At 73.5% G+C, this 25,778-nt stretch carries 22 protein-coding genes; 14 read left to right on the forward strand and 8 right to left on the reverse strand.

What is annotated here, in order from left to right:
• The first annotated feature begins 63 nt into the window (after positions 1-63).
• Positions 64-711, forward strand: a complete 648-nt coding sequence (locus HPC71_RS08915; RefSeq protein ID WP_154614548.1) for a thioredoxin-like domain-containing protein — start codon at positions 64-66, stop codon at positions 709-711.
• A gap of 29 nt (positions 712-740) precedes the next feature.
• On the forward strand, positions 741-1,145 hold the full coding sequence (locus HPC71_RS08920) for a YjbQ family protein (RefSeq protein WP_154614547.1): 405 nt from the start codon (positions 741-743) through the stop codon (positions 1,143-1,145).
• A 62-nt stretch (positions 1,146-1,207) separates the two neighbouring features.
• Here the strand turns inward: HPC71_RS08920 and HPC71_RS08925 are convergent, their stop codons facing one another.
• Positions 1,208-2,500 (reverse strand): HNH endonuclease signature motif containing protein, encoded by a 1,293-nt coding sequence (locus tag HPC71_RS08925; RefSeq protein WP_154614546.1) that lies wholly within the window; start codon positions 2,498-2,500, stop codon positions 1,208-1,210.
• Between the two features lie 327 nt (positions 2,501-2,827).
• Here HPC71_RS08925 and HPC71_RS08930 point away from each other — a divergent pair, with 327 nt between their 5' ends.
• From HPC71_RS08930 to HPC71_RS08950, 5 genes are read left to right on the forward strand one after another with little or no spacing between them, the layout of a single operon-like run.
• The gene (locus HPC71_RS08930; RefSeq protein ID WP_154614545.1) at positions 2,828-3,220 is read left to right on the forward strand and encodes a hypothetical protein; all 393 of its coding nucleotides are present in this window, start codon (positions 2,828-2,830) and stop codon (positions 3,218-3,220) included.
• Positions 3,213-3,647 carry an NUDIX domain-containing protein gene (locus HPC71_RS08935; RefSeq protein ID WP_154614544.1) on the forward strand — a complete coding sequence of 145 codons (435 nt, stop codon included), beginning with the start codon at positions 3,213-3,215 and terminating at the stop codon, positions 3,645-3,647. Before HPC71_RS08930 ends, HPC71_RS08935 begins: the two co-directional genes overlap by 8 nt.
• Entirely contained in the window at positions 3,644-4,585 is a 942-nt protein-coding gene (locus HPC71_RS08940) for an SMP-30/gluconolactonase/LRE family protein (protein WP_154614543.1), read from the forward strand. The genes HPC71_RS08935 and HPC71_RS08940 overlap by 4 nt, the downstream gene beginning before the upstream one ends.
• 17 nt (positions 4,586-4,602) lie before the next feature.
• Positions 4,603-6,507, forward strand: coding sequence for a 1-deoxy-D-xylulose-5-phosphate synthase (dxs, locus tag HPC71_RS08945; protein ID WP_154614542.1), 1,905 nt, complete (start codon positions 4,603-4,605; stop codon positions 6,505-6,507).
• Positions 6,488-7,939, forward strand: coding sequence for a peptidase MA family metallohydrolase (locus tag HPC71_RS08950; RefSeq protein WP_154614541.1), 1,452 nt, complete (start codon positions 6,488-6,490; stop codon positions 7,937-7,939). The genes dxs and HPC71_RS08950 overlap by 20 nt, the downstream gene beginning before the upstream one ends.
• On the opposite strand, the gene HPC71_RS08955 is transcribed toward HPC71_RS08950, so the two are convergent.
• Together HPC71_RS08955 and HPC71_RS08960 are read right to left on the reverse strand one after the other, a co-directional pair.
• On the reverse strand, positions 7,843-8,262 hold the full coding sequence (locus HPC71_RS08955; protein ID WP_171896585.1) for a PLD nuclease N-terminal domain-containing protein: 420 nt from the start codon (positions 8,260-8,262) through the stop codon (positions 7,843-7,845). The two genes, HPC71_RS08950 and HPC71_RS08955, sit on opposite strands and share 97 nt — an antisense overlap.
• A 409-nt stretch (positions 8,263-8,671) precedes the next feature.
• Positions 8,672-9,940 carry an HNH endonuclease signature motif containing protein gene (locus HPC71_RS08960; RefSeq protein ID WP_154614540.1) on the reverse strand — a complete coding sequence of 423 codons (1,269 nt, stop codon included), beginning with the start codon at positions 9,938-9,940 and terminating at the stop codon, positions 8,672-8,674.
• 389 nt (positions 9,941-10,329) lie between these two features.
• Between HPC71_RS08960 and HPC71_RS08965 the strand changes: the two genes are divergently transcribed.
• Genes HPC71_RS08965 through HPC71_RS08980 form a run of 4 tightly spaced genes read left to right on the forward strand, consistent with a single transcriptional unit; the run spans position 10,330 to position 14,501 of the window.
• The gene (locus HPC71_RS08965) at positions 10,330-11,808 is read left to right on the forward strand and encodes an amino acid permease (protein WP_257866181.1); all 1,479 of its coding nucleotides are present in this window, start codon (positions 10,330-10,332) and stop codon (positions 11,806-11,808) included.
• 9 nt (positions 11,809-11,817) lie between these two features.
• Complete coding sequence (locus HPC71_RS08970) at positions 11,818-12,789, forward strand: PAC2 family protein (RefSeq protein ID WP_253943962.1); 972 nt, start codon at positions 11,818-11,820, stop codon at positions 12,787-12,789.
• Complete coding sequence (locus HPC71_RS08975) at positions 12,790-13,653, forward strand: acyl-CoA thioesterase (RefSeq protein ID WP_171896587.1); 864 nt, start codon at positions 12,790-12,792, stop codon at positions 13,651-13,653.
• On the forward strand, positions 13,650-14,501 hold the full coding sequence (locus HPC71_RS08980) for an acyl-CoA thioesterase (protein ID WP_154614539.1): 852 nt from the start codon (positions 13,650-13,652) through the stop codon (positions 14,499-14,501). The genes HPC71_RS08975 and HPC71_RS08980 overlap by 4 nt, the downstream gene beginning before the upstream one ends.
• A 149-nt stretch (positions 14,502-14,650) precedes the next feature.
• Here HPC71_RS08980 and HPC71_RS08985 read toward each other — a convergent pair whose 3' ends face one another.
• Positions 14,651-15,535: a MaoC/PaaZ C-terminal domain-containing protein gene (locus HPC71_RS08985; protein WP_154614538.1), complete on the reverse strand. Its 885-nt coding sequence runs from the start codon at positions 15,533-15,535 to the stop codon at positions 14,651-14,653.
• Positions 15,535-16,878 carry a 3-oxoacyl-ACP reductase gene (locus tag HPC71_RS08990; RefSeq protein WP_154614537.1) on the reverse strand — a complete coding sequence of 448 codons (1,344 nt, stop codon included), beginning with the start codon at positions 16,876-16,878 and terminating at the stop codon, positions 15,535-15,537. Before HPC71_RS08990 ends, HPC71_RS08985 begins: the two co-directional genes overlap by 1 nt.
• A 96-nt stretch (positions 16,879-16,974) precedes the next feature.
• Between HPC71_RS08990 and HPC71_RS08995 the strand changes: the two genes are divergently transcribed.
• Positions 16,975-18,255 carry an acetyl-CoA C-acetyltransferase gene (locus tag HPC71_RS08995; protein ID WP_154614536.1) on the forward strand — a complete coding sequence of 427 codons (1,281 nt, stop codon included), beginning with the start codon at positions 16,975-16,977 and terminating at the stop codon, positions 18,253-18,255.
• 94 nt (positions 18,256-18,349) lie between these two features.
• Positions 18,350-19,816, forward strand: a complete 1,467-nt coding sequence (locus HPC71_RS09000) for a sensor histidine kinase (protein WP_154614535.1) — start codon at positions 18,350-18,352, stop codon at positions 19,814-19,816.
• Here the strand turns inward: HPC71_RS09000 and HPC71_RS09005 are convergent.
• From HPC71_RS09005 to HPC71_RS09015, 3 genes are all read right to left on the reverse strand, one after another.
• Positions 19,776-20,462: a TetR/AcrR family transcriptional regulator gene (locus tag HPC71_RS09005; RefSeq protein WP_154614534.1), complete on the reverse strand. Its 687-nt coding sequence runs from the start codon at positions 20,460-20,462 to the stop codon at positions 19,776-19,778. The two genes, HPC71_RS09000 and HPC71_RS09005, sit on opposite strands and share 41 nt — an antisense overlap.
• A 67-nt stretch (positions 20,463-20,529) precedes the next feature.
• Entirely contained in the window at positions 20,530-20,715 is a 186-nt protein-coding gene (locus tag HPC71_RS09010; RefSeq protein ID WP_154611831.1) for a hypothetical protein, read from the reverse strand.
• Positions 20,712-22,259, reverse strand: coding sequence for an ATP-dependent DNA ligase (locus HPC71_RS09015; RefSeq protein WP_171896588.1), 1,548 nt, complete (start codon positions 22,257-22,259; stop codon positions 20,712-20,714). Before HPC71_RS09015 ends, HPC71_RS09010 begins: the two co-directional genes overlap by 4 nt.
• 154 nt (positions 22,260-22,413) lie before the next feature.
• Here HPC71_RS09015 and HPC71_RS09020 point away from each other — a divergent pair, with 154 nt between their 5' ends.
• Entirely contained in the window at positions 22,414-25,641 is a 3,228-nt protein-coding gene (locus HPC71_RS09020) for a M36 family metallopeptidase (protein ID WP_171896589.1), read from the forward strand.
• The last annotated feature ends 137 nt before the right edge of the window (positions 25,642-25,778 follow it).

Below are 25,778 nucleotides of genomic sequence, written 5' to 3' on the forward strand. Positions count from 1 at the left end.
CCGTCCGGGCCGCCGGTGGGGCCGCCGGTGGGGCCGCCCGCCGGACCGCCGGTGGGGCCGCCTGTGGGCCCTCCGGTGGGGCCGCCGACCGATCCTCCCGCCGGGCCGCCGTCGCCGCAGCGGGACCGGTTCAGCGTCGTCGCGCTGGCCTCGATCGCGGTGGCGGCGCTGCTCCTCGTCGCGGTCGGGGTGCCGGTCGCGGTGGGGCAGATGCGCTCCGAGGAGGCCGCGGACGTCGAGCGCGACCTCAGCGAGGTCGTGGCCGTCGAGGACCTCAGCACCGAGCACACCACCGGTGACGTGACGTACCCCCACACCCCGCCGATCGGCGGACCGCATCACCCGCGGTGGCTGGACTGCGGCGTGTACGACGAGCCGGTGCGCGAGGAGAACGTCGTGCACGACCTCGAGCACGGCACCGTCTGGATCACCTACGACCCCGACCTCTCTGCGGACGACGTCGCGGCGCTGGCCGAGCAGCTGCCCGCCAACGGCATCCTCTCGCCCTACCCGGACCTGCCCGCTCCCGTCGTCGTCACGGTCTGGGGCCGCCAGCTGCGCCTGGTCGGCGCGGATGACCCGCGGCTGGGGCTCTTCGTGGAGACCTTCGGCGGCGGCGAGACCGCCCCCGAGCCGTTCGCGTCCTGCGCCGGCGGCGTCCCCGACCCGCAGGGCGGCGAGGGCACCGGCACTGAGGGCGCCACGGTCTGAGCGGCCCCCGGAGCGGGCACGGACCGGGCATGGACTCCGAGACCAGGACCTACCGGACCGGCGCCGAGGACACCGTGCTCGACCTGACGCGGGACTGCGCGGACTTCGTGCGCGGCCGCGGGGACGGGCTGCTCCACCTGTTCGTGCCGCACGCGACGGCCGGGCTGGCGATCCTCGAGACCGGCTCCGGCAGCGACGACGACCTGCTCGCCGCCCTCGGCGACCTGCTGCCGGCCGACGACCGCTGGCGCCACCGGCACGGCACCCCTGGCCATGGCCGCTCCCACGTGATGCCGGCGCTGGTCCCGCCGTACGCCTCGGTGCCGGTGCTCGGCGGGGAGCTCGCGCTCGGGACCTGGCAGAGCATCTGCCTGGTCGACCTCAACGTCGACAACCATCAGCGGCACGTCCGGTTCAGCTTCCTGGCCGGCTGAGGGCGGGCGGGCGTGCCTGTGCCCCGCCGGTCGGGTGGTCCGGCGGGGTCGGGGGCGTTGGGCTATGTCGGGGGCGGTTCGGGGCCGAGGTCGTGGGTGCCGTGGTGGTCGACGCGGTAGGTGAGGCCGGTGGGGCTGCGCCACTGGAACGTTCCCGGCGAGGGTGACTGCTGTGACCAGCCGGCGTGGGTCTTGGCGCGGTGGTGGCGTCTGCAGAGTGGGGCGATGTTCTCGGTCGCTGTCGGTCCGCCCCTGGCGTGGGGGATGACGTGGTCGTCGTCGATCCGGCTGGTGGCGTGGGCGGGTCGGGTGCACCAGGGGAAGACGCAGTGCAGGTCGCGGAGCCGGGTCTGGGTCGAGAGGCGGTCGGGGACCTCGTAGGCCTCGACGTGGATCCGCTCGGCCAGGTCGATGACGGGCTTCACGGTGATCGTGGCCTGTCCTCGTGCAGCTCTTATGCACCAGTCGGCGAGCTGGGTGGTGAGCACGAACCCGCGGATGTTCTCCACGCGGGTGATGTCATCCAGGGTCCCGTCCGGGTGCTGGTGGACGTGGACCACGAGGGGCTTGGGGTCGGTGTCGAACTCGAGCTGCATCTGCCGCCTGGCCATGTCACCCAGGGCGACTGACCGGCGGGCATCCAGGGTGTCGGTGCACCCCAGCTGCTCCAGCCTCGCCGCGCCCTTCGCCAGCGCGTCGTCGAGGTCGAGCGCATCGGCCAGGTCGAGGGTCGCCCAGACGTCGACGTGCCCGTCGAAGGACACCTGCCGGGACTGGATCGTGACGTGCCGGGCCTCGGCCCGTTCGGTCGCCACCCGCTGCGCCTCGTCGGGATCGAACCGGACCAACGCCTCCTCCAGCAACCGCTCCAACGCCGCCGGCCCGATCGTCGAGGCGACCGGGGCGAGGTGGGTGTCGACGAACGCGGCGCCCTTCTTCGGCAGGTGCAGCGTCCGCCGCGCCAGCGACCGGGCCTTCCACGCGGGCAGATCGAGCGAGGTCACCTTCGCCCACAGCTTCGGCAGCCGGTACCGCAGCTCGAGCGCCTCGGCGAGGTAGGCGCGGCCGGCGTCCTCCGACTTCCCCAGCCCGGCCGCGAACTCGACCACCGCGAACTCGGTCACGAACGGAGCACCCTCACCCGCGAGGCAGACGGGCTTGTCACCGAACCCACGGAACACCGACCGCGTCGCTGCCTCGTCCAACGACTCCGCCGGGTGCAGCACGCACCACTGGACCGCTGCCTCCAGGAGACGGGCTTCTGCGGCGTCGGCCGCCTTCTGCTCGGCCCGGGCGGACGCGAGCACGTCGGCTGGGGTGTCCAGCGGGTGCTCGAGCGTCGCGATCAAGGCCATGCCTCATTCTACTCGAACACGCGCTCGAATGAAAGGGATCTACTCGAACATCTTTCGAGCTCGCCGCTGGCTGAACCCGCCGACCCGAAGCGGCGGCCAGGTGGCCGGCAACGGCGCGCAACAAACGGCGTACCTCGCCCCATAGCTGCCAAGACCGCAACCACCGACGGCCTGCAGGCCGAAGTTCGGCTCACGGGGCCTCGACACGTCGGCGCTAGCGCGCCTCCTGCTCGACCAGCGGGTGGCGCTGGGGCGCCTCCTGCTCGACCAGCTGGACGGGCCAAGCCGATCGGGATGCCTCGAACACATGTTCGATAGCCTGGGGCCATGAACCACGTCGCTCCACCCGGCTGGCCCGAGCAGGTGAGGCCGCCGGACGCCCCGGAGTGGGAGCGGACGGCGGTGGGATGGCTGCTCGACCAGTGCCCGCCGGAGTACCGCGGGCACACGGTCCTGCGCCGGCACCCGGTCGCGCTGGCGCGCCTGACCGCCTGGCACGTCGAGGCCTGCCAGGCGGGCGCCCGGCGCGGGCTGGCGGAGGCGCGGACCGCGCTGCGCGACGCGCTGCCGATGGACGCGGTGGAGGCGACGATCGCCGCGCTGTTGACCGAGCAGGCGCGGCTCGAGGGCGTCCGGCGCGCGGCCGGCCTGGTCGAGGTGGCGCTGCGCGGACGACGGTTCCCCGCGCGCCTGCCCGGGCTAGGTTCGCGGCATGAGTGAGCCGACCCGCTTCGCCGCCGTCCTGCTCGTCGACCGCCGCGGCTGGGTGCTCCTCCAGGAGCGCGACGAGCACGCGGCCATCGACCCCGAGACGTGGGGGATGCCCGGCGGCCACGTCGAGGACGGCGAGGGCTTCGAGGAGGCGGCCTACCGCGAGCTGGCCGAGGAGACCGGCGTACGGCTGGCGCCGGGGGAGCTGCAGTTCTGGCGGGAGTTCGCCACCGAGCACGCGTCGTACGGCGTGGGCTCGATGCAGGTCTACGTCGCCGAGGTCGACCTCACCGACGACGACATCGTGTGCGGCGAGGGACGCCGCATCGTGTTCGTCGACCCGGCGGTGGTGCCGCGGCTGGAGCTGACCGGGGCGACGTACGACGCCCTCCCGGCGTTCCTCTCCAGCGAGCTCTACAGCACGATGGCCCCATGACCACCGCGAGCAGCACGGGCCTGACCGTCCACCCCGTCCCCGGGCAGGGCGCCGAGGACGTCGTCGTCGCGACCTCCGGGCCCGACGAGGGGTGCGTCTTCACCGGCACCGAGGACGGCAGCATCTTCCGGGTCTCCCCGGACGGCGCGCGGATCGACCGCGTCGCGCACACCGGCGGGCGGCCGCTGGGCATCGAGCTCGACGGCGACGGCCGGCTGCTCGTGTGCGACGCCAAGCGCGGCGTGCTGCGCGTCGACCCCTCGACCGGTGGCGTCGAGACGGTCACCGACCGGGTCGGCGGGCAGCCGATGGTCTTCTGCAACAACGCCGCGATCGCCGGCGACGGGACGGTGTGGTTCTCCGACTCCTCCACCCGCTACGGCATCGAGCGGTGGAAGGACGACTTCATCCAGGTCACCCGCACCGGCCGGCTGATGCGGATGGCGACCGACGGCACCGTCGAGGTCGTGCTCGACGGGCTCGCCTTCGCCAACGGCGTCGCGCTGAGCAAGGACGAGGACTTCGTCTGCGTCGCCGAGACCGGCGCGCGTACCGTCGTACGACGGTGGCTGACCGGCGACCGCGCCGGGATGCGCGACCTGCTGTGCCAGAACCTCCCCGGCTACCCCGACAACATCGCCCGCGGCAGCGACGGGCTGATCTGGGTGACGCTGGCCAGCCCGCGCGACACCGTCGTCGAGCGGCTCCAGACCGCGCCGCTGCGGGTGCGGAAGCTGGTCACGCGCATCCCCGCGAAGCTGCAGCCCCAGCCCGCGCGCACCGTCCGGGTGCAGGCCTACGACGACGCCGGCCGGCTCGTCCACGACCTCGACCTGCCCAGCGACGGCTTCCACATGGTGACCGGGGTGCGCGAGCACGACGGCCGGGTCTGGATGGGCAGCCTGCACGAGCCGGCGATCGCGGCGCACGACCTGTGACCTCCTAGACTCGCGGCATGTCGCTCCTCGACTCCATCTCCGGTCCGCGCGACCTGCGTGAGCTCACCCCCGAGGAGCTCGACGCGCTCGCGTCCGAGATCCGCGACCTGCTCGTGCAGACCTGCTCGCTGATCGGCGGCCACCTCGGGCCGAACCTCGGCGTCGTCGAGCTGACCCTCGCGATCCACCGCGTCTTCGACAGCCCGCGCGACCGGATCGTGCTCGACACCGGCCACCAGTCCTACGTCCACAAGATCCTCACCGGTCGCGGCGGGCAGTTCGACGGGCTGCGCAAGGAGGGTGGCCTCTCGGGCTACCCCAGCCAGGCCGAGTCCGAGCACGACGTCGTCGAGAACTCCCACGCCTCGACCGCCCTGTCCTACGCCGACGGCCTGGCCAAGGCCTTCGCGATCCGCGGCGAGGACCGGCACACCGTCGCGGTCATCGGCGACGGCGCGCTGACCGGCGGCATGGCCTGGGAGGCGCTCAACAACATCGCGATCGCCAAGGACAGCCGGCTGGTCATCGTCGTCAACGACAACGGCCGCTCCTACACCCCGACCATCGGCGGGCTCGCCAACGCACTGACCACGCTGCGCACCAACCCGCGCTACGAGCAGGTCCTCGACCTGGTCAAGAAGCGGCTCAACGCCGTCCCGGGCGTCGGCCCGGCGGCGTACGACGCGCTCCACGCGATGAAGAAGGGCCTCAAGGACGCGCTCGCGCCGCAGGGGCTCTTCGAGGACCTCGGCCTGAAGTACGTCGGCCCGGTCGACGGCCACGACACCGCCGCGATGGAGGCGGCGCTGGAGAAGGCCAAGCGCTTCGGCGGCCCGGTGATCGTCCACGCGCTGACCCGCAAGGGCTTCGGGTACGACGCCGCCGAGAAGCACGAGGCCGACCAGTTCCACTCCCCGCAGCCCTTCGACATCGAGACCGGCGAGGAGAAGGCCCGCGGCCGGATCTGGACCGACGTGTTCGCCGACGAGATCGTCCGGATCGGGCAGCGCCGCAAGGACGTCGTGGCGATCACCGCCGCGATGATGCACCCGGTCGGGCTCGACCACTTCCAGGCCCGGTTCCCCGAGCGGACCTTCGACGTCGGCATCGCCGAGCAGCACGCCGCGACCTCCGCGGCCGGCCTCGCCATGGGCGGGCTGCACCCCGTGGTGGCGGTCTACGCGACGTTCCTCAACCGTGCCTTCGACCAGGTCCTCATGGACTGCGCGCTGCACCGCACCGGCGTGACCTTCGTGCTCGACCGCGCGGGCGTCACCGGTGACGACGGCGCCTCGCACAACGGCATGTGGGACATGTCGATCCTCCAGGTCGTCCCGGGCCTGCGTCTCGCCGCCCCGCGCGACGCCGCGCGCCTGCGCGAGCTGCTCAACGAGGCGGTCGAGGTCGACGACGCGCCGACCGTGGTCCGGTTCCCCAAGGGTCCGCCGCCGGCGGACGTCGAGGCGATCGGCAAGGCCGGCGGTGCCGACGTGCTCGTGCGCAACGGCCCGAAGGACGTGCTGGTCGTCGCGGTCGGCTCGATGAACGAGGTCGCCCTCGGTGTCGCCGACCGGCTCGTCGCCCAGGGGATCGGCGTCACCGTCGTCGACCCGCGCTGGGTCAAGCCCGTCGACCCCGCGATCGTCGAGCTGGCGCGCGAGCACCGGCTCGTCGTCTCCATCGAGGACAACGGCGTGGTGGGCGGCTGCGGCGCCGTGCTGCTGCAGACCCTCGTCGAGGCCGGCGTCACCACGCCGGTGCGGCTGCGCGGCATCCCGCAGGAGTTCCTCCAGCACGCCAAGCGCGCCGCGATCCTCGAGCGCATCGGGCTGACGCCGCAGGCGCTGGCTCTCGACATCGTCGAGTACATGACCTCCGCGGACGTTGGTCGTTTACCCGTCGATGCCGACCACACCGTCTGAGCGGTCCCTCAGGCCCCACCGGCCCCGCAGCCCCCGCCGCTCTCGGCGGCTCGCGGCCCAGGTCGCCTGCTGGGCGCTGCTGGCCGGGGCGCTGCCGGCCTGCTCGCTGGTCGGCGGCGACGAGGACCCGGCCACCTCGGCCGAGGCCGCCGGCCCGCCCGCGGCGGCCGACGTCGTGGCGGGGCTGCGCCGGGCGCTGGAGCGCCGGGCCGACGCCGTACGACGTGGTGACCGGCGCGCCTTCGCCGCCGGCCTCGCACGCCGTACCCCGCAGGTGCGCGAGCAGCAGCTGACCTGGTTCGACAACCTCGCCCAGCTGCCGCTGGCCGAGCTCGGGTACGCCTTCGACCGGCAGAACATCGTCCGCCGCGGCGACGCCTACTGGGTCGTGGTGGAGCAGTCGATGCAGCTGGCCGGGTACGACGACCAGCCGGTCGTCAGCCACGACCGCTTCCTGTTTCGGCCCGCACCGCGCAACGAGCGGCGGATGCTGCTCGCCTCGGTGACCGACGACGCGTGGGAGGACGAGCACGACGTGCGCCCGCAGCCGTGGGACCTCGGGCCGGTCCAGGTCCGCGGCGGGCTCGGGGTGCTCGGGGTCTTCGACGCCGGGAGCGTCGGCTCCGCGGCCGGCGTGATCGCCTCGGTCGAGCGGGGCATCGCGGACGTCTCGGCCGCGCTGCCCGAGCCGTGGCGGCGCACCGTCGTGGTCTACGCGCTGTCCTCGACGGAGTTCCTGCAGACGATCGAGGAGCTCCCCGGCGGCGACCCCGAGCGCCTCGACGGGGTCGCCTTCCCCGTCGCCGCCGGCCCGGGGCAGGCCGGCGCGGCCGCGACGCGCTTCGCGCTCCACCCGCGGATGCTCGCGCGCTCGGGGCCCCAGCGGGACCGGCTGGTGCGCCACGAGCTGGTCCACGTGGCGCTGGGCGAGCGCGACGACGAGGCGCCGGTCTGGCTGAGCGAGGGGATCGCCGAGTACGTCTCGGTCCGCCCGGTCGACCCCGCGGACCGGGTCGTCGCCGAGGCCGCGCTGGGCCGGGCGGTCGAGGGCGTCGACGGGCTCCCGGTGGGGGAGTCCTTCACCGCGGCGGGGGACGCGCCGGTGGCGAGCTACGGCCTGTCGTGGTGGGTCTGCGAGTACGTCGCCGGCTCGTTCGGCGAGGAGGCGCTGTGGGCGCTGCTCGACGCCTTCGGGTCACCCGGCGCCGACGAGGACGAGGTGCTCACGCGGGTCCTGGGGCTCACCGCCGACCAGCTCGCCGACCGGGCGGCGCGTCTGATGGTCGCCACGTTCGTGCCGGGGGCCGGCCCGGGCTCCGGTCCGGAGGTCGGGGATCAGGACCCGGGCGCGCCCTCGGGTGTCTCGTCGCCCTCGCCCTCGGCCCCGGCCCGGCCCTCGAGCTCGGCCTTGCGGCGCCGCTCGGCCTCGTAGCGCCGGCGCTGCTCCTCGGCCCGCGCCCGGACCTGCCGGAGGAACTCCTCGTCCTTCGCCGGGTCGCTCGCCGCCAACCGGCCGGGCCGCTCGTACTCCGGGAACCCCGGCGCCCCGCCCCGCTCCCGGCTCAGCCGCTGCGCCGTGGCGGGTCGGCCGGCGACGAGCCAGGCGATCGACCCGACGAGCGGGAAGAGCAACACGATCACGATCCACGCCCACTTCGGCAGGTACCGCACCCGCGCCTGGTCGCTGACGATCGCGTCGACGAGGCAGTAGGCCCACAGCAGGAAGAGGAGCACCCCGGGAAGCAGCTTGATCACCGCCGCAGTCTCGCCGAGGCCGGCCCGTCCCGTCCCCACCGTGTCCGTCCTGTGACCTGGCCGGCTCCGCTGGTCGAGCAGCGAGCCCTGGCGGCCACCCGCTGGTCGAGCAGCGAGCCTTGGCGGCCACCCGCTGGTCGAGCAGCGAGCCCTGGCGAGCGTGTCGAGGCCCGGTGAGGTGCCCGTGGCCTTGTGGTCTCCGGGTTGGTGGCGCGGGCGCGGGCGCGTCCGCCGGCCGCGGGTGGTGCGGTGTAGAAGGACTTTGAGAAAGACGTGGTTGCGCGCCGTCGTGGTCGAGGCACCTGGGCGCGGTTGCTTCTCGGGTCGCGGTGGGCGCGGGTCGACCGCTGTGGTTGCGGTGGTCGAGGGATCGGACTGCGGGGCGGGCCTGGTTTCTCAGCTGGTCGGTCTACGTCCGCCGGTGGAACGCGACCTTCCCGCCGGGGAGGTGGGTGGTCTCGAAGGCCGGGTCGTGAATCCGGGCGTGGTGACGCGGACAGAGGTTGCGCGCGTTGGCCAGGTCGCTCTTCCCACCGTGTGACCAGGGCTCGTCGTGGTGGGCGTGGCACAGGTGGGCGGGCCAGTCACAGCCCTCTGCGGTGCAGGTGGGCTGGGTGAGGTTGAGCCCGCGGCGCTGGGCGCCGGAGAACAGTCGCGTCTTCCGGCCGAGGTCCAGCAGCTCGGACCTGCTGCCCAGCACCGCCGGGATCAATCCGGCTTCGCAGGCCAGTCGGCGGGCGGTCGCCGCGGAGATGACGCGTCCGTCGTCGAGCACCCCCGGCGCCAGCCCACCCATCAGCGAGTCGAGGTCGAGGGTGACCACGACGGTCGCGTTCAGTCCGCCGACCTTCGGGAGTCGGTCGGTGGGGAGGCGTTCGAGGAGCTCGCAGAACGCATCCCCCATCCGCTCGGGCGAGGGCCGGCGCTCGATCTCCTCGGCCGCGTCGGGGTCGGGGTCCTTGGTGGCGGCCTGGTGCTTCGGTGCGGCGTACGCGAGGAGGGTCTTGTGGAGCATCGCGGCGTGCAGCTCGGGGATCGAGAACTTCCCGCGCACCGAGCCCCTTCCGTCCGGGCACATCGTCAGCCAAGCAGCGGCGCGTGCTTCACGCTCTTCGCGCTCCAAAGCACGTGCATCCCGGGCCTCGCCGATCTCGGGCGCGACGACGGTGAGGACGTGCTTGGCGAGGACCGCCAGCGTCTTCGGGTCCAGGTGGGCGGCCTCGTCGAGCAGGTGCTGCTCGGCCCGCGCCGGGACGGTCGGGTCCTCCAGGTCCTCGGGCAGCCGGTCGACACACGAGGTGATCACCCGGGCGTGTTCAGCCGAGATCGCTCCCTCGACCAGGGCAGCGGATGTTGGCGAATGCCGGTCCAGGGACTCCGCCAACCGGGCCCGGCCCTTGGCCACCCGCCGTTCCTGGCGGGTCCGGTTGGCCCACCACGAGGCCGTGTCGGTCGCACCGGCGCGTTCGCCGGCGTGACGACGGTCGGCCTCGGCCACCAGGCGGAGTGCGAGGGCGTCGGCCTGCGCGCGGAGCTTCTCGGCCTCCAGGAGGGTGGCTTCGACGTCCTCGTCCGACATCGACCACAGGTCCGCGGTCGCCGCCTGGCGCGTCTTGCGGCGGGACTTCGCGACAGCCCGGCACACGGTGTGTGCGTGGTGTCGAGAGTCCTTGGTCATGGGTCTACTCAAGCACCCGCCACCGACAGTCGAAGCACTGTTTCCCCAGGTCAGGCCACATGTTGAGACACAACTTGGACGAGTTTCAGACCCGTCCCAGCGGCCCCCCGCAGCGCACCCACCGCGAGCCGGGAGCCGACCGCAACCACGCGCCGTACCTCTCCCGCTAGCTGCCCCATCCACCCACGGCCCGTAGGCCGTAGCCGAGGTCACGGGGTCTCGTCGGCGCTCGGCGATGGCTCGCTGCCCTGCCCGGCACGACCCACCCCGCCGCTCCAGGACGGCGTACGTCGCCCCACGCCCTCGCCGGCGGTTCGCGGCGGGGTCGGCGGGTGGGAAGGGGAGGGAGGGGATACCTGCTGGGAGTGAGCGTGTTCAGGACGAAGTCCGTGGAGCAGTCGATCGCCGACACCGACGACCCGGAGACCCGGCTGCGCAAGGACCTGCGTGCGGTGGACCTGGTGGTCTTCGGCGTCGGCGTGATCATCGGGGCCGGCATCTTCGTGCTGACCGGCACGGTGGCGGCGTCGCACTCCGGCCCGGCGCTGGCGCTGAGCTTCCTCATCGCCGCGCTGACGTGCGGGCTGGCGGCGCTGTGCTACGCCGAGTTCGCCTCGACGGTGCCGGTGGCGGGGAGCGCGTACACGTTCAGCTACGCGACCCTGGGGGAGCTGGTGGCCTGGACCATCGGGTGGGACCTCGTCCTGGAGTTCACCATCGGTGCCGCGGCGCTGTCGGTGAGCTTCTCGGGCTACCTCCAGGAGCTGCTCGCGGGCACGCCGTTCGAGATCCCGACGTCCCTGGGGAGCGCCAACGAGGGCGTCGTCAACCTGCCGGCGGTCGTGGTGGCGCTGCTGGTCGCCGGTCTGCTGATCCGCGGCACCAAGCTCTCCAGCGTCGTCAACCAGGTCGTCGTCGCGATCAAGCTGGCCGTGGTGGCGGCGGTCATCGTGGTCGGCATCGCCTACGTCGACCCGTCCAACTGGGTGCCGTTCATCCCGGAGTCCAAGCCGGCCCCGGCCTCGGAGGGCGGCTTCGCGGACCTGCCGCTCATCACCAGCCTGCTCGGCATCGAGCCGGCCGTCTTCGGCGTCGCCGGCGTGATCAGCGGCGCCGCGATCGTCTTCTTCGCCTTCATCGGCTTCGACATCGTCGCGACCACCGCGGAGGAGGCGAAGAACCCCCAGCGCGACGTCCCGATCGGCATCCTCGGCTCGCTCGCGATCGTCACCGCGCTGTACGCCGCGGTGAGCCTGATCGTGACCGGCATCCGCCCCTACGACGAGATCGACCCCAACGACGAGGCGCCGCTGGCCACCGCGTTCAGCGCGGTCGGCGTGGACTGGATGGCCGACCTGATCGCGGTCGGCGCGTGCATCGGCCTGGTCGTCGTGGCGATGATCCTCATGCTCGGCCAGAGCCGGGTCGCCTTCGCGATGGGCCGCGACGGCCTGTTGCCCCGCTCGATCGCCAAGGTCCACCCGCAGTGGGGCACGCCGTACCGCGTCACCATCATCACCGGCGTCGCCGTCGCCGCCATCGCCGGCTTCGTCGACCTCTCGACGTTGGCCAACCTGGTCAACATCGGCACGCTCTTCGCGTTCCTGCTCGTCAGCATCGGCGTCGTGGTGCTGCGCCGCACCCGCCCCGACCTGCCGCGGGCCTTCCGCACGCCGCTGGCGCCCGTGGTCGCGACGCTGTCCTCGCTGCTGTGCATCTACCTGATGCTCAACCTGACCGGGGAGACCTGGATCCGCTTCCTGCTCTGGATGGCCCTCGGCGTCGTCGTCTACTTCGTCTTCGGCCGGCGGCACAGCCGTCTGGCCCAGCAGTCCACCCGGGAGCCGGACGCCGAGCCCACCCCATAGGCTGGGCGGGTGACCCAGGAACCCCGTCTCGTGCACATCGTCGACGAGGTGCCCGAGCTCGCCGACGTCACCGAGCTGACCATGGTCCTCGTGCTCGACGGGTTCCTCGACGCCGGCAACGCCGCGGCCCGCGCCGCGCAGCACCTCGTCGACCTCTCCGACGCACCCGTGCCCGGCGGCAAGGTGGTGGCGACGTTCGACGTCGACTCCTTCCACGACTACCGCGCCCGCCGCCCCGCGGTCTCCTTCGTGCGCGACCACTACGAGCAGTACGACGCTCCGCGCCTGGTCGTGCGGCTGCTCAAGGACACCGGCGGCACGCCGTACCTGCTCCTCCACGGGCCCGAGCCCGACAACCGCTGGGAGGCGTTCGCGCGCGCGGTGCGCGAGGTCGTCGAGCGGCTCGGGGTGACCCGGACCGTGGCGATGGGCTCGGTGCCGATGGCGGTGCCGCACACGCGGCCGATCGCGATCACCCACCACGCCAACGACCACGCCGAACCGGTGGCCCAGAGCCCGTGGCGCGGCGAGCTGCGCGTGCCGAGCAGCGCCCAGGCGCTGCTCGAGATCCGGCTGGGGGAGTGGGGGCACCCCGCGCTCGGCTTCGTGGCGCACATCCCGCACTACCTGGCGCAGCTGGACTACCCGAAGGCCTCGGCCGTGCTCCTCGAGCAGGTCGAGCGCGGCGGGCGGCTGATCATCGACCTCTCCGGCCTGCGCGCCGAGGCCGAGGACCGCGAGGGCGAGATCGAGCGCTACCTCGAGACCAACGGGGAGGTCGCCGAGGTGGTCGCGGCGCTGGAGCGGCAGTACGACGCCTTCGAGCGCAGCGAGGCCTCCGGCAGCAACCTGCTGGCCGAGGACCAGCCGCTGCCGAGCGGCGAGGAGCTCGGGGAGCAGTTCGAGCAGTTCCTCGCCACCCTCGACGAGGACCCCCGGCCCGGGAACGAGACCCGCGGCGACGACGACGGGGAGGGCTGAGTGCCGCGCGACGCCGACGAGCTCGTCGAGCTCCTCGACCTCGAGACCATCGACACCAACCTGTTCCGCGGCCACCAGGCCGTCTCCTCCCTGCCGCGGGTCTTCGGCGGCCAGGCCGCCGCCCAGTCGGTGGTGGCGGCGGGTCGCACCGTCGACCCGGCCTACGAGCTGCACTCGCTGCACAGCTACTTCCTGCAGCCCGGTGACACCGCGGCGCCGACGATCTACGACGTCGAGACCATCCGCGAGTCCCGCTCGTTCGCGACCCGGCGGGTCCTCGCCCGCCAGCACGGCCGGCCGATCTTCGCGCTGACGGCCGACTTCCAGCGCCCCGAGGAGAGCTGGGAGCACCAGCAGGTGGCGCCGACGGTGCCCCCGCCGGAGGAGTGCCTGGACCCCAAGGAGCTGCTCGGCCAGGCGCCGGACGACCCCGAGTGGGGCGTGATGGACCTGCGGTACGTCGGCACCAGCGCCGACGGCGTGCTCGAGCCCGACGACGTACGCCCCGGTCGGCAGCGGATGTGGCTGCGCGCACGCGGCCGGCTGCCCGACGACCCGTTCGTGCACCTGGCCGTCTTCACCTACTTCTCCGACATGACCCTGATGGGTGCCGCGCTCGCGCCGCACGGCATCCGGGTCGGCAGCCCGGCCGCGATGATCGCCTCGCTGGACCACGCGGTGTGGTTCCACCGGCCGTTCCGCGCCGACGAGTGGTGGCTCTACGACCAGGACTCGCCCTTCGCCGGCGGCGGCCGGGGCCTGGTGCACGGCCGTGTGCACACCGCCGACGGCACGCTGGTCGCCTCGGTCTCCCAGGAGGCGCTGCTGCGCAGGCCCCGCCCACGGACGAAGGAGCAGGCATGACCACGCCGGTGCAGGACCTGCTCACGCTGCTCGACCTCGAGGACATCGACGTCGACCTGTTCCGCGGCGCCCAGCCCGACTCCGAGCGTGCCCGGGTCTACGGCGGCCAGGTCGCCGCGCAGGCGCTGGTCGCCGCGACCCGCACGGTCGACGAGGGGTACGCCGTGCACTCGCTGCACTCCTACTTCCTGCTGCCCGGCGACTACTCGGTGCCGATCGTCTACGACGTCGAGCGGATCCGCGACGGGCGGTCGTTCCTGACCCGGCGGGTCGTGGCGCGCCAGCACGGCCGCCCGATCTACTACCAGACGCTGAACTTCCAGCGGCCCGAGGAGGGCTGGGAGCACCAGGACGTCCAGCCCGAGGTCGGCCGCCCCGAGGACGGCATCGACATGGTCGAGCTGATGCGCAGCCGCGGGGCCGAGGACGCCGACGCGCTGGGCAAGGAGTGGAACGCGATCGACGTGCGCTACCTCGGCAACACCCGGCACGGGCTGCCCGACCACCCGGTGCACCAGGCGCAGGCGCAGATGTGGATCCGGGTCAAGGACCGCCTCCCCGACGACCCGGTCGCCCACCTCGGGACGTTCGCCTACGCCAGCGACATCAGCCTGCTCGGCGCGTCGTTGGCCGCCCACCCGGCCGACCCGCGCACCACGATGATGGCCTCCCTCGACCACACCATCTGGTTCCACCGCCCCTTCCGCGCCGACGAGTGGTGGCTCTACGACCAGTGGTCTCCCTCGGCCTCGGGCGGTCGCGGGCTCTCCCTCGGCCGGGTCTTCACCGAGGACGGCACGCTCGTCGCCACCGTCGCCCAGGAGGGGCTCATCCGCCCTCGCCGGTGATCCCGGGTTGGTCCGGGCCGTGGTCGAGAGGGTGCAGGAGTCCCCGGTTAACCGGTGACCCCTGCACTTCTCAGGGGAGATCTCCCCTGAGAAGTGCAGGACTCCCCTGAGAAAAGTGCGGGCCGCGACGTGCAGCCCGCGAGCCCGGCTCAGAGGTCGGTGGTCCGACCCGCGAGGTGCGGGGCGCCGGTCCGGGGGTTGCTGAGCGAGAACGCGTAGCCGTCGTCGAGCGGGCGGGACCCGAAGGCGACCTTGCCGGGGAGCAGGACCGGCTTCTTGAACGCCACGTCGACGCGGACGGCGTCGCCGAGGCGGTTCTCCAGGGCGGCGGTGCAGCGGGCCAGCGTCCACATGCCGTGGGCGATCTGGCGCGGGAAGCCGAGCGCCTTGGCGGTCAGCGGGTAGAGGTGGATCGGGTTGTGGTCGCCCGAGACCGCGGCGTACGTCCGGCCCAGGTCGCCGGGCAGCGACCACACCGTGCCCCCGGCGGGAGCGTCGGGGAAGGTCGCGCCGGCGGGTGCGGACTCGTCACCCTTGCCGCGGCGCAGGTAGGCCGAGGTCTCCTCCCACACCGTCTCGTCGTCGGCGGTGACGGTGGTGCGGAAGTCGAAGACCGTGCCCTTGGCGTGCGGGCGGGCGGGGTCGACGGCGACGGTCACGGCCAGCGATTCACCGATCCGGACCGGGCGGTGCTGGGTGATGGAGTTCTCCAGGTGCACCGTCCCGATGGCCGGGGCGGGGAACGCCGGGTCGCTCATCAGCGCCATGTGCAGGGGGAAGGCGAGCATGTGCGGGTACGGCAGCGGCACGGTGTCCTTGACCGGGAAGCCGCAGACCGCGGCGTACCGCTCGACGTGCCCGCGCTCGACCGTGACCGGCGGCCGGCTGAACGACAGGCCGGCGAAGTCCGCGCCCGACGCCTTCTTGATCCCCGGCAGCTGCCCGACGACCGGGAGCGAGGGGAGCGCCGCCTTGAGCAGCGTGGCCAGGCCGCCGGCGTCGCCGGAGACCTCCCGCGTCTGGGGGGCGGCCATCAGGCGCCCAGCATCATCTGGCCGCAGACGCGGACCACGTTGCCGTTGACCGCGCTGGAGGCGGGGTGGGCGTACCAGGCGATGGTCTCGGCGACGTCGACCGGCAGGCCGCCCTGGGACATCGCGTTGAGCCGCTGGCCGACCTCGCGGGTCGCGAACGGCACGGCCGCGGTCATCTGGGTGATGATGAAGCCCGGCGCGACGGCGTTGATGGTGATGCCGTCCTCGAGCTCGTCGGCCAGGGAGTCCACCAGGCCGATGACGCCGGCCTTGGACGCGGCGTAGTTGGTCTGGCCGACGTTGCCGGCGATGCCCGCGATCGAGGCGACGCCGATGATCGAGCCGCCCGCGTTGACGACGCCCTGGTCGAGCAGCTCGCGGGTGATCCGCTCCGGCGCGGTGAGGTTCACGCCGATCACCGAGTCCCAGCGGTCCTCGGCCATGTTCGCGAGCTTCTTGTCGCGGGTGATGCCGGCGTTGTGCACCACGACGTCCACGCCGCCGTGCTTCTCCTCGAGGTGGTGCGCGATCCGCTGCGGCGCGTCCTTGCCGGTGATGTCGAGGGTCAGCCAGTCGCCGTCGAGCTCCTTCATCAGCGCCTGGAGCGGGTCGGCTGCCTGGGGTACGTCGACGCCGACGACCGTCGCGCCGTCGCGGTGCAGCACCCGGGCGATCGACTCGCCGATGCCGCGGCTCGCGCCGGTCACCAGGGCGACCTTGCCCGCGAGCGGGCGCTCCCAGTCGGCCACCTCGCCGGCGACGGTGGTGCCGTGCGCGCCGATCCGGACGACCTGGCCGGAGACGTAGGCGGACTTGGGGGAGAGCAGGAACGCCAGCGTGCTGGTCACCGCGGACTCGGCGCCCTCGGCGACGTACACGAGCTGGACGGTGCCGCCGCGGCCGATCTCCTTGCCGAGGCTGCGGGTGAAGCCCTCGAGCGCGCGCTGGGCGACCCGTTCGGCACCGCTGACCTGCTCCGGCGGCGTGCCGAGCACGACGACGTGCGGGTTGGTCTCCAGGCTGCGCAGCAGCGGGGTGAAGAAGTCGCGCAGGGCGACGAGGTCCGCGGAGGAGGTGAGGCCGGTGGCGTCGAAGACCAGGCCCTTGAACCGCTGACCCTCCTCGGGCGCGCCGGCGACCTCGGCCGAGTCGATGCCGACCGTCTCGAGGATGCCGGCGAGCGACTCGGCGAGGCGGCCGCGGCCACCGAGGCCGACGGTGCCGGAGACGAGCGGTGCACCGGCCTCGTACCGCTCGAGCTTGGCGGGGCTCGGCAGGCCGAGGTTCTTGACGAGGAGCTTGCCGAGAGGGGAGGAGGTGAAGTCGCGGTAACGGTCGCTCATGTGACCATGTAACTAGAGGTGTAACTCCGAGTCCACATTTCGTGACGTGCCCCTCATGTCCTTCTGATCACGCGGGATCGCGGCAAGGATAGGAGCATGGAGAACAGCACTCGCCGCGTCGCGGTCCTCGGCGGCAACCGCATCCCGTTCGCCCGCTCGAACGGCGCCTACGCGACCGCCTCGAACCAGGACATGCTCACCGCTGCGATCGACGGTCTCGCCGCCCGCTACGGCCTCGAGGGCGAGCGCGTGGGCGAGGTCGTCGCCGGCGCGGTCCTCAAGCACGCGCGCGACTTCAACCTGGCGCGCGAGTCCGTGCTCGGCTCGAAGCTGGCGCCGACCACGCCGGCCACCGACATCCAGGAGGCCTGCGGCACCGGCCTGCAGGCGGCGATCCAGGTCGCGAACAAGATCGCGCTGGGCCAGATCGACTCCGGCATCGCCGGCGGCACCGACACCACCTCCGATGCGCCGGTCGCGATCAGCGACAAGCTGCGCAAGAAGCTGATGAAGGTCAACGCCGCGAAGGACACCAAGGGCCGGCTCACCGCCCTGGGCCAGATCCGCCCCGGCGACATCGGCCTGGAGATCCCGAAGAACGGCGAGCCCCGCACCGGGCTGTCCATGGGCGACCACGCCGCGCTGACCGCGCTGGAGTGGCGGATCACCCGCGAGGCGCAGGACGAGCTCGCCGCCGCCTCCCACCAGAACCTCGCCGCGGCGTACGACGCGGGCTGGAACGACGACCTCGTGACGCCGTTCCGCGGCCTCGAGCGCGACAACAACCTGCGCCCGGACTCCACCGTGGAGAAGCTCGCCAAGCTCAAGCCGGTCTTCGGCAAGGGTGAGTCGGCCACGATGACCGCCGCGAACTCCACCCCGCTCACCGACGGCGCCTCCGCGGTGCTGCTCGGGTCCGAGGAGTGGGCCGGCGAGCACGGCCTCGAGCCGCTCGCCTGGTTCGTCGACGCCGAGACCGCCGCCGTCGACTACGTCCACGGCGGCGAGGGTCTGCTCATGGCGCCGGCGTACGCCGTGCCGCGCCTGCTCGCCCGCAACGGCCTGACCCTGCAGGACTTCGACTTCTACGAGATCCACGAGGCGTTCGCCTCCCAGGTGCTCTCCACGCTCGCGGCGTGGGAGGACCCGGTGTTCTGCAAGGATCGCCTCGGTCTCGACGCGCCGCTCGGCTCGATCGACCGCGCCAAGCTCAACGTCCGCGGCTCCTCGCTCGCCGCGGGCCACCCGTTCGCCGCGACCGGCGGGCGGATCATCGCCAACCTGGCCAAGCTGCTCACGGAGAAGGGCTCGGGCCGCGGCCTGATCTCGATCTGCGCCGCCGGCGGCCAGGGCGTCGTCGCGATCCTGGAGCGCTGAGCCGACTCCTCGGCCCGGCGGCCGCCACGGTCCTACACTGGCGGCCGCCGGGCCGACGTGCGCCCGGGTCACCACGACCCCCAGGGACCACGCCATGACCTCGCTTCCGACGGACCCCGAGGAGATGGCGGCGTACGGCCTGCAGCCCATCGCGTCGCGGCTGCCCGTGTCCGAGGATGCGGCGACGCTCGCGACGAGCATCCTCGAGGGTCCGGCCTCGGTCGACGACGTGCTGGAGGCCGCGGCCCGGCACCTGCTGGCCGTCTCCGACGCGGACACGGTGACGGCGGTCCTGACGTCCTTGACCCCCGACGAGCCGTCGTCGTGGGTCGCCCTGGGCGGGCGCGCCCGGCTGCGGGAGTGGCGCCGGACGCCGGGGAGCATCTCGGTCCTCCCTTGTACGCACGAGCCCGAGGCGGCGGCGACCCAACCGTTGCTCTCCGCGCTGGGGCGCCGCGACCGCGTGGTCGCGCTCGCCGACGCCGCAGCGCTGCCGGCCGACGCCGAGGTCGACCGGACCGAGACGGAGCAGTACGGCGTGGCGGCGATGCTGGCCACGATCCTGGTCGGCGAGGGCCCGGCCCACGGGTCGTTGTCCGCCGTCCGCGGCCGGCCCGGGCCGTGGAGCCCGGTCGCGATCGCCGACCTGCGCCTGCTCGGCGCCGCGCTCACCGCACGCTTCGAGCAGGTCCGGGCGCGACGCTCGCTGGCCGATGCGCTGGAGCGGGGCGACCACGCCCGCGCCAGCGCGCAGCAGTTCTTCTCCACGGTCGCTCACGAGCTGCGCACGCCGGTCGCGGCGCTGCTGGGGACGACCGAGGTGCTCGCCGCCGAGGTCACCGACGCGGTGGCGGCGGAGCGGCGCGACGGTGAGGACAGCCCGGACGGTGCGGCCGCTGCGGTCGACACCGCCCTGCTCGCCCGCGTGATCGACGACGCCTCGGCCATCCGCCGGGCGGGGGACCACCTGGTCTCGGTGGTGGGTGAGCTGTTGAGCGTCGCCGGCGGACCTGCGACGGCGGAGGTGACGTGGGTCGACCTGGCCCCGGCGGTCCAGGACGCGCTCCACTGGCTTCGCGCCCCGGCCGCGGAGGCGGGCGTGCACCTGGAGTCCCAGGTCCCCCCGGAGGTCCAGGTCAGGACGACGTCCACCGCCCTGCGGCAGGTCCTCGCCAACCTCCTCGGGAACGCCGTGGCCTACGCCGGGCCCGACGGCCGCGCCGTGGTCGACGTCGTCTGGTCGCGCGGGGAGCTCGGCACGGAGTGGGCCCGGGTCCGGATCAGGGACGACGGTCCCGGGCTGAGCGCGGCGCAGGCGGCGGAGGTGTTCAAGCCGTTCGTGCGCTTCGCCCACCACCGCCCCGGATCGGGCCTCGGGCTCGCGATCTCGCGGTCGCTGGTCGAGCGGGACGGGGGCCTGATGGGGGTGGCCAGCACCGAGGGCGAGGGGTCGACGTTCTGGTTCGAGGTGCCCGGGCGGCGGACGCCGGTCGGCGACCCCGCGCCGGGCTCGACCGCCGTCAGGCGGGAGGGTGGGTCGCGAGCGCCAGCGCCGAGGTGACGAGGTAGTGGCGGACCTGCTCGGGGGAGATGGCCCCGACGGTCGGCACGCCGGGCGCGGCCTCGTCGACGAGGATCCCCAGCCGGGCCAGCTGGAGGGCGCCGAGCCCGCTGGCGTACAGCGTGTTGGCGAGCAGCGCGGGCTCCTCGACGTGGAAGTCGCCGGTGGCCACGCCGTGCTCCAGCGCCGTGCTCAGCTGGCGCAGGCACGAGGAGATCCCGCGGCCGAGGCGGAAGAGCGCGCTCTCGCTGATCTCGTCGAGCAGCTCCGCGCCGGTGCGCCGCATCAGCGCCTGGGCGCAGTCGACGAACGCGGGGTGGGTCACGCCGTAGTCGACGAACGCCGTCACGATCGCCGCGAGCCGCGCCGGTGCGTCCTCGACACCCTCGGCCGCGGCCTCCAGCTCGCCCCGCAGCTCGTCGAGGTAGGAGACGAGCGTCAGCGCGAAGATCTCCTCCTTGCCGGAGAAGTGCCGGTAGACGATCGCCCGGTTGATCCCGACCGCCGAGGCGATGTCGTCGATCTGGGCGTCCCGCACGCCGCGCTCGTCGAAGAGCCGCCGCGTCGCCGCGATGATCTCCTGCTCCCGCGCCCGGCGACGCGCGGCCGCCGCGGAGCGGCGCCCGTCGATGCGCTCGGTGGTCATGCGCCGATCGTAGCGAGCGTGCAACTCTCAGTTGCACGACTGTGACGGGATCGGCGACCGGCCACCCTCAGGCGTCGACCATCGAGGGGTCGACCTCCTGCCAGCGGCCCATCGCCTCGTCCCAGAAGACGAGCACGGCGGCGCCGTCGGCGGTGTTGGTGCCGCGGTGCAGCAGCCCGGGCGGCAGCGGCTCGTCCTCCAGGTCGGCGTTGGCCTCGTAGCCCGAGACCTGCCAGAACTGCACGTTCCTCACGCGTCCTCCTCGGTGGTGGTGGTGCCGGTCAGCAGCGATCGCACGCTGTCGATGGTGTCGACGTCGACGGGCAGCTTGTCGTCGCGGTAGCGGACCACGCGGGCGAACCGCAGGGCCACGCCGCCGGGGTAGCGGGTCGAGCGCTGCACCCCGTCGATGGCGACCTCGACGACCTGCTCGGGCCGCACCTGCACGGCGTAGGGGTCGCGCGAGGTGGCCAGGGAGAGGAACCGCTCGGTCTGCCAGGCGAGCATCTCGTCGGTCATGCCCTTGAACGTCTTGCCCAGCATCACGAAGCCGCCCGACTCGGGATCCCGGGCGCCGAGGTGGATGTTGGAGAGCTTGCCGTGGCGGCGGCCCGAGCCCCACTCGACGGCCAGCACGACCAGGTCGAGGGTGAGCACCGGCTTGACCTTGACCCACGCGGCGCCGCGGCGGCCGGCGTCGTACGGCGCGGCGAGGTTCTTGACCACGACCCCCTCGTGGCCGGCGGCGAGCACCCGGGCGACGAACGCGTCGGCGGCGTCGGCGTCGGCGGTGACCAGCCGGTCGACCCGGTGGGCCTCGGGGACGAGCCGCTCGAGCTCGGCGAGCCGCTCGGCGCCGGGGGAGTCGAGCAGGTCGCGACCGTCGAGGTGCAGCAGGTCGAAGAAGTACGGCGTCACCGCGACCCGGCCGTCGGAGGCCTGGGCGGTGCGGGACGCGGTCTCCTGGAAGGGCCGCGGCCGGCCGTCGGCGTCCAGCGCGATCGCCTCGCCGTCGAGCACGAACCGCTCGGCGGGCAGCGAGCGGGCGATCGCGACCACCTCGGGCAGCCGGGCGGTGATGTCGTCGAGGGAGCGGGTCGCGACGAGCACGTCGTCGCCGTCGCGGTGGACCTGGATCCGGATGCCGTCGAGCTTGGTGTCGAGGGCGACCTCGCCGCCGCCGGCCTTGGCCATCGCCTCGGCGGTGGACGGCGCCGAGGAGGCGAGCATCGGCAGGACCGGACGGCCCACCTCCAGCCCGTACGCCGCCAGGGCCTCCGCGCCGCCGGTCAGCGCCGCGGTCGCCACCGCGACGGTCGAGCCGGCGAGCATCGCGGCCCGCCGCACCGCCGCGAGGGGTACGTCGCCGGCGACCGCGACCGCCTCCTGGACCAGCGCGTCGAGCGCGCCCTGGCGGACCTCGCCGGTGACCAGCCCGCGCAGCCAGGCCTGCTCGGCGGGGGTCGCGCGGGCGAAGAGCGCCTCGACGGCCGCCGCCCGGGCGGCCTGCGACCCCGGGCCGGCCAGCGCGGCGATCGCGTCGAAGTCCTCGTGCACGCCGGTGACGGTCAGCGACGGCTCGGCCGCGGGCGGGGGCAGCGTGGCCAGCGAACGCCACCCGAGCCCGGTGCGCCGCTGGCGCAGCGAGCCGGCGAGGTAGGAGACCACCGTGGCGACCTCGTCGGGGCCGGCGTCGTCGAGCCGGCCGAGCAGCTCGGCCACCGCGCTCACCTTGGCCTTGCGGGACCGGGTGGCGGCGACGGCCCGGGAGGTGGCCACGACGTCGGCGAGGAGCACGGGGCCATTCAACCGGCGCGCACAACCCGCGACCTGTCCAGGCCGGGTTACTCGTGCGTACCCCTCGCGCCCGGCCGTCGTTTGCCAGGCAACGCACACCCGCAACCGCCCACCGCCCGGGCCCTCGAGGCTCCGCCCGAACGTCAGGAACGCCGTGGTCCGCTCGCGCACCTCCCTCGCCGCCGTCGTCGGCCTCGCGGCGATCGCCGCCCCCACCCTGTCCGTGACCGGCTCCGCCGACGCCGCCTCCGCGCCGGTGCCGGCGCCGGCCCCCGCCGCCCGCACGTCGGGCCCGGTCGCCGGGCTCGTCGGCGACCTCCGCACCCTCGCGTACGACGCCCGCCGGGCGCTTCCCGCCCTCGGCCCGACCACCGCCCAGCGCACGGCCGCCCGCTCCCTGGGCGCCTCGGTCACGTGGGGCTCCGCGGGCACGCCCCGCGCGGTGTGGAAGGACAGCGGGCCGCTGACCGGCCCCCGCGCCGGCGACCCGGTCGACATCGCCCGCGGCTGGCTGCGCTCGCAGACCGCGCTGATCGGGATCGACGCCGACGACGTCGACGCGCTGGAGGTGGTCCGCGACCACGAGCTGCCCGGCATCGGCGCGCGGGTGGTCAGCTTCGCGCAGACCTTCGGCGGCGTGGCGGCCGGCTACGGCGGCGTGCTGACCGTCGTGACCGACCGCGACGGCCGGGTGGTGAGCTACGCCGGCAACCCGGTGCGTCCGAGCCGGCTGGTCGGCTCCTTCGAGCTGTCCCCGGCGAAGGCGATCGGCACGGTCCTCGACGCGGTCGCGCCCGCGCTCGACGTGGTGGTCAAGGCGCTCGGTCGCAAGCAGGGCGGCTACGACGTCTTCGACGCCGGCCCGCTCGCCGACGTGCTGCGGGTGCGGCGGATCGCCTTCCCGATGGCCGACGGCGCCCGGGCGGCGTACGCGGTGCTCGTCGTCAAGAGCATGCACGAGGCCTACGTCCAGGTCGTCGACGCCGCCAGCGGCGAGCCGCTGCTGCGCAAGTCGCTCGTCCAGCACGCGGAGGGCACGGTCTACGAGAACTACCCGGGGGCGCCGAAGGGCGGGAAGCCGGTCACCAAGTCCTTCGGGCGGACGCCGCAGTCGCCCAAGGGCTGGGTCGACGTGACCGGGTTGCTCGGCACCGGGATCACCACGCTGGGCAACAACGCCGACACGGTCAACGCCTGGACCGTCCCGCTGGTCCCCGTCGACCAGGCGATCCGGCCGATCGCGCCGACCGGCAGCTTCGACTTCGCCTTCCCCGACGCGTGGCGCGGGACCAAGGGTGCGACGGGCTCGTGGGTGCGCGACGCCAACGCCGCGGCGGTCAACCTCTTCTACCACCACAACCGGATCCACGACGAGTTCTACGAGTTCGGCTTCACCGAGACCGCCGGCAACTTCCAGCTCGACAACTTCGGCAAGGGCGGCCTCGGCGGCGACCTGATCCTGGGCGGCGCGCAGTCGGGGGCCACCGGGCTGACCGACCCGATCCTGGGGCTCGGGCGCAACAACGCCAACATGATCACGCTGCCCGACGGCATCCCGGGCATCACCAACATGTACCTGTGGAACCCCGTCGACGACGCGTTCGAGGGGCCCTACCGCGACGGCGACTTCGACGCCACGATCATCCAGCACGAGTACGCCCACGGGCTGTCCAACCGCTACGTCGGCGGCGGCGGCCTCGGGGCCCTCGGCGTCGTCCAGGGTGGCTCGATGGGCGAGGGCTGGGGCGACTGGTTCGCGATGAACCACCTCTTCCGCGAGGGCCTCTCGCGCACCGCGGTGACCGCGGCGTACGTCGGTGACAAGAAGCGCGGCATCCGCAACTGGAACTACGCCGAGCACCCGACCACCTTCGGCGACATCGGCTACGACACCTCCGGCCCGGAGGTCCACTCCGACGGCGAGATCTGGACCGCCACCCTGTGGGACCTGCGCACCGCGATCCTCCGCGCCGTCGGCGGCGACCAGCGCCGGGCCAGCGACATCAGCCAGCACCTCGTGATGGACGCGATGCCGATCTCGGCCCCCGAGCCCTCGTTCCTCGACATGCGCGACGCGATCCTCCGGGCCAGCCGCCTGCGCTACGGCAAGAAGTACGACGACCTCATCTGGGCCGTCTTCGCCAAGCGCGGCATGGGCGCCTCGGCCCGCACGAAGGGCGAGGCCGACACCGACCCGAAGCCGGGCTTCGACGCCAAGCGGGCCGCGCAGAACGGCCGGCTGCGGCTGCGGGTCCTCAACGCCTCCGCCGGCGGCCCGGTCGCGGGCGTACGCGTGCTGCCCGGGGTCTTCGAGGCCCGCGCGACGCCGGTCGACACGACCGACAAGGGCGGCCGGGCGAGCGCCACGATGACGCCGGGGCGCTACACGCTGACCCTGCAGGCGCCCGGCTTCGGCATCCAGCGGTTCCCGGTCACCATCGAGCGCGGCCGCACCCTGGACAAGACGATCCGCCTGCGCCCCAACCTCCTCTCGGAGCTCTCGGGCGCGAAGGTGACCAAGGTGAGCAGCGAGAACCCCGCGCTGCCCGCCGCCGGCATGTTCGACGACACCGAGGCCAGCTCCTACCAGACCGGCCCGCAGGACGCGGCGTACGTCGACGGGCCGAAGGCCTCGGTCATCGCCCGGCTGAAGAAGCCATCGCTCGTCGACACCGTGCACGTCAGCGTGATGAAGCCGCCGACGCTGCCGCGCTTCGCGGCCGCCGACAAGGTGCGCGTGCAGACCTCCACCGACGGCAAGCGGTGGCGCACGGTCACCACGGCGACCTTCTCCTTCAAGCAGCCCCGCCCCACGGTCGGCGACCAGATGCTCAAGACCTACCGGCTGCAGCGGCCGGTGAAGGCGCGCTTCGTGCGGGTCACCCCGCTCTCGACCTTCGGCGACGGCGCGGAGAACGCCTCGACCGCGATCATCAGCGAGGTCCAGGTCTTCGGCCGCGCCCCCGGGATCAGCCCCACCGAGCCGAAGCCGGACAAGCCGGTGACCAGCGCCGGCTCGGTCGCCGTCGGCAACCCCACGCAGGGCTCGCTGCTCGGGCTCGACCCGTACCGGCCCGGCGTCACCGAGCTCACCTGGGCCGCCAGCTGCCCGGGCCTGCCGCCGGCCAACGGCTCCGACGCGTGGTTCACCAAGCTCCCCGAGGGCTCGGCCGACGGCAAGCACACGATCACCTACACCGGTTCGGTGCCGATCGGGGAGTGGCTGCTCTACTGGTACGGCCCCGACTGCGCCCCGATCACCGGCGACTTCGGCTACTTCGACGAGGCGGTCACGATCCCGCCGGGCGCGGCGTACGCCGGGTTCCTGCTGATCTACGGCGCCGGCGCGTCCTTCGACGTCACGGTGCGCGAGCCCCGCTGAGCAAGCCGCCAAGCCGCCGAGCCGCCAAGCCGCCGAGTCTGCACCTTTCGCGGGCCGAGTCCGCAGTTGTCGCGGGCCGAGTCCGCAGATCGGGGTGGCGCCGGCCAGAAGTGCGGACTCGGCGGGCCAGAAGTGCG

Source organism: Nocardioides marmotae (genome assembly GCF_013177455.1).
GTDB classification, from domain to species: Bacteria; Actinomycetota; Actinomycetes; order Propionibacteriales; family Nocardioidaceae; genus Nocardioides; species Nocardioides marmotae.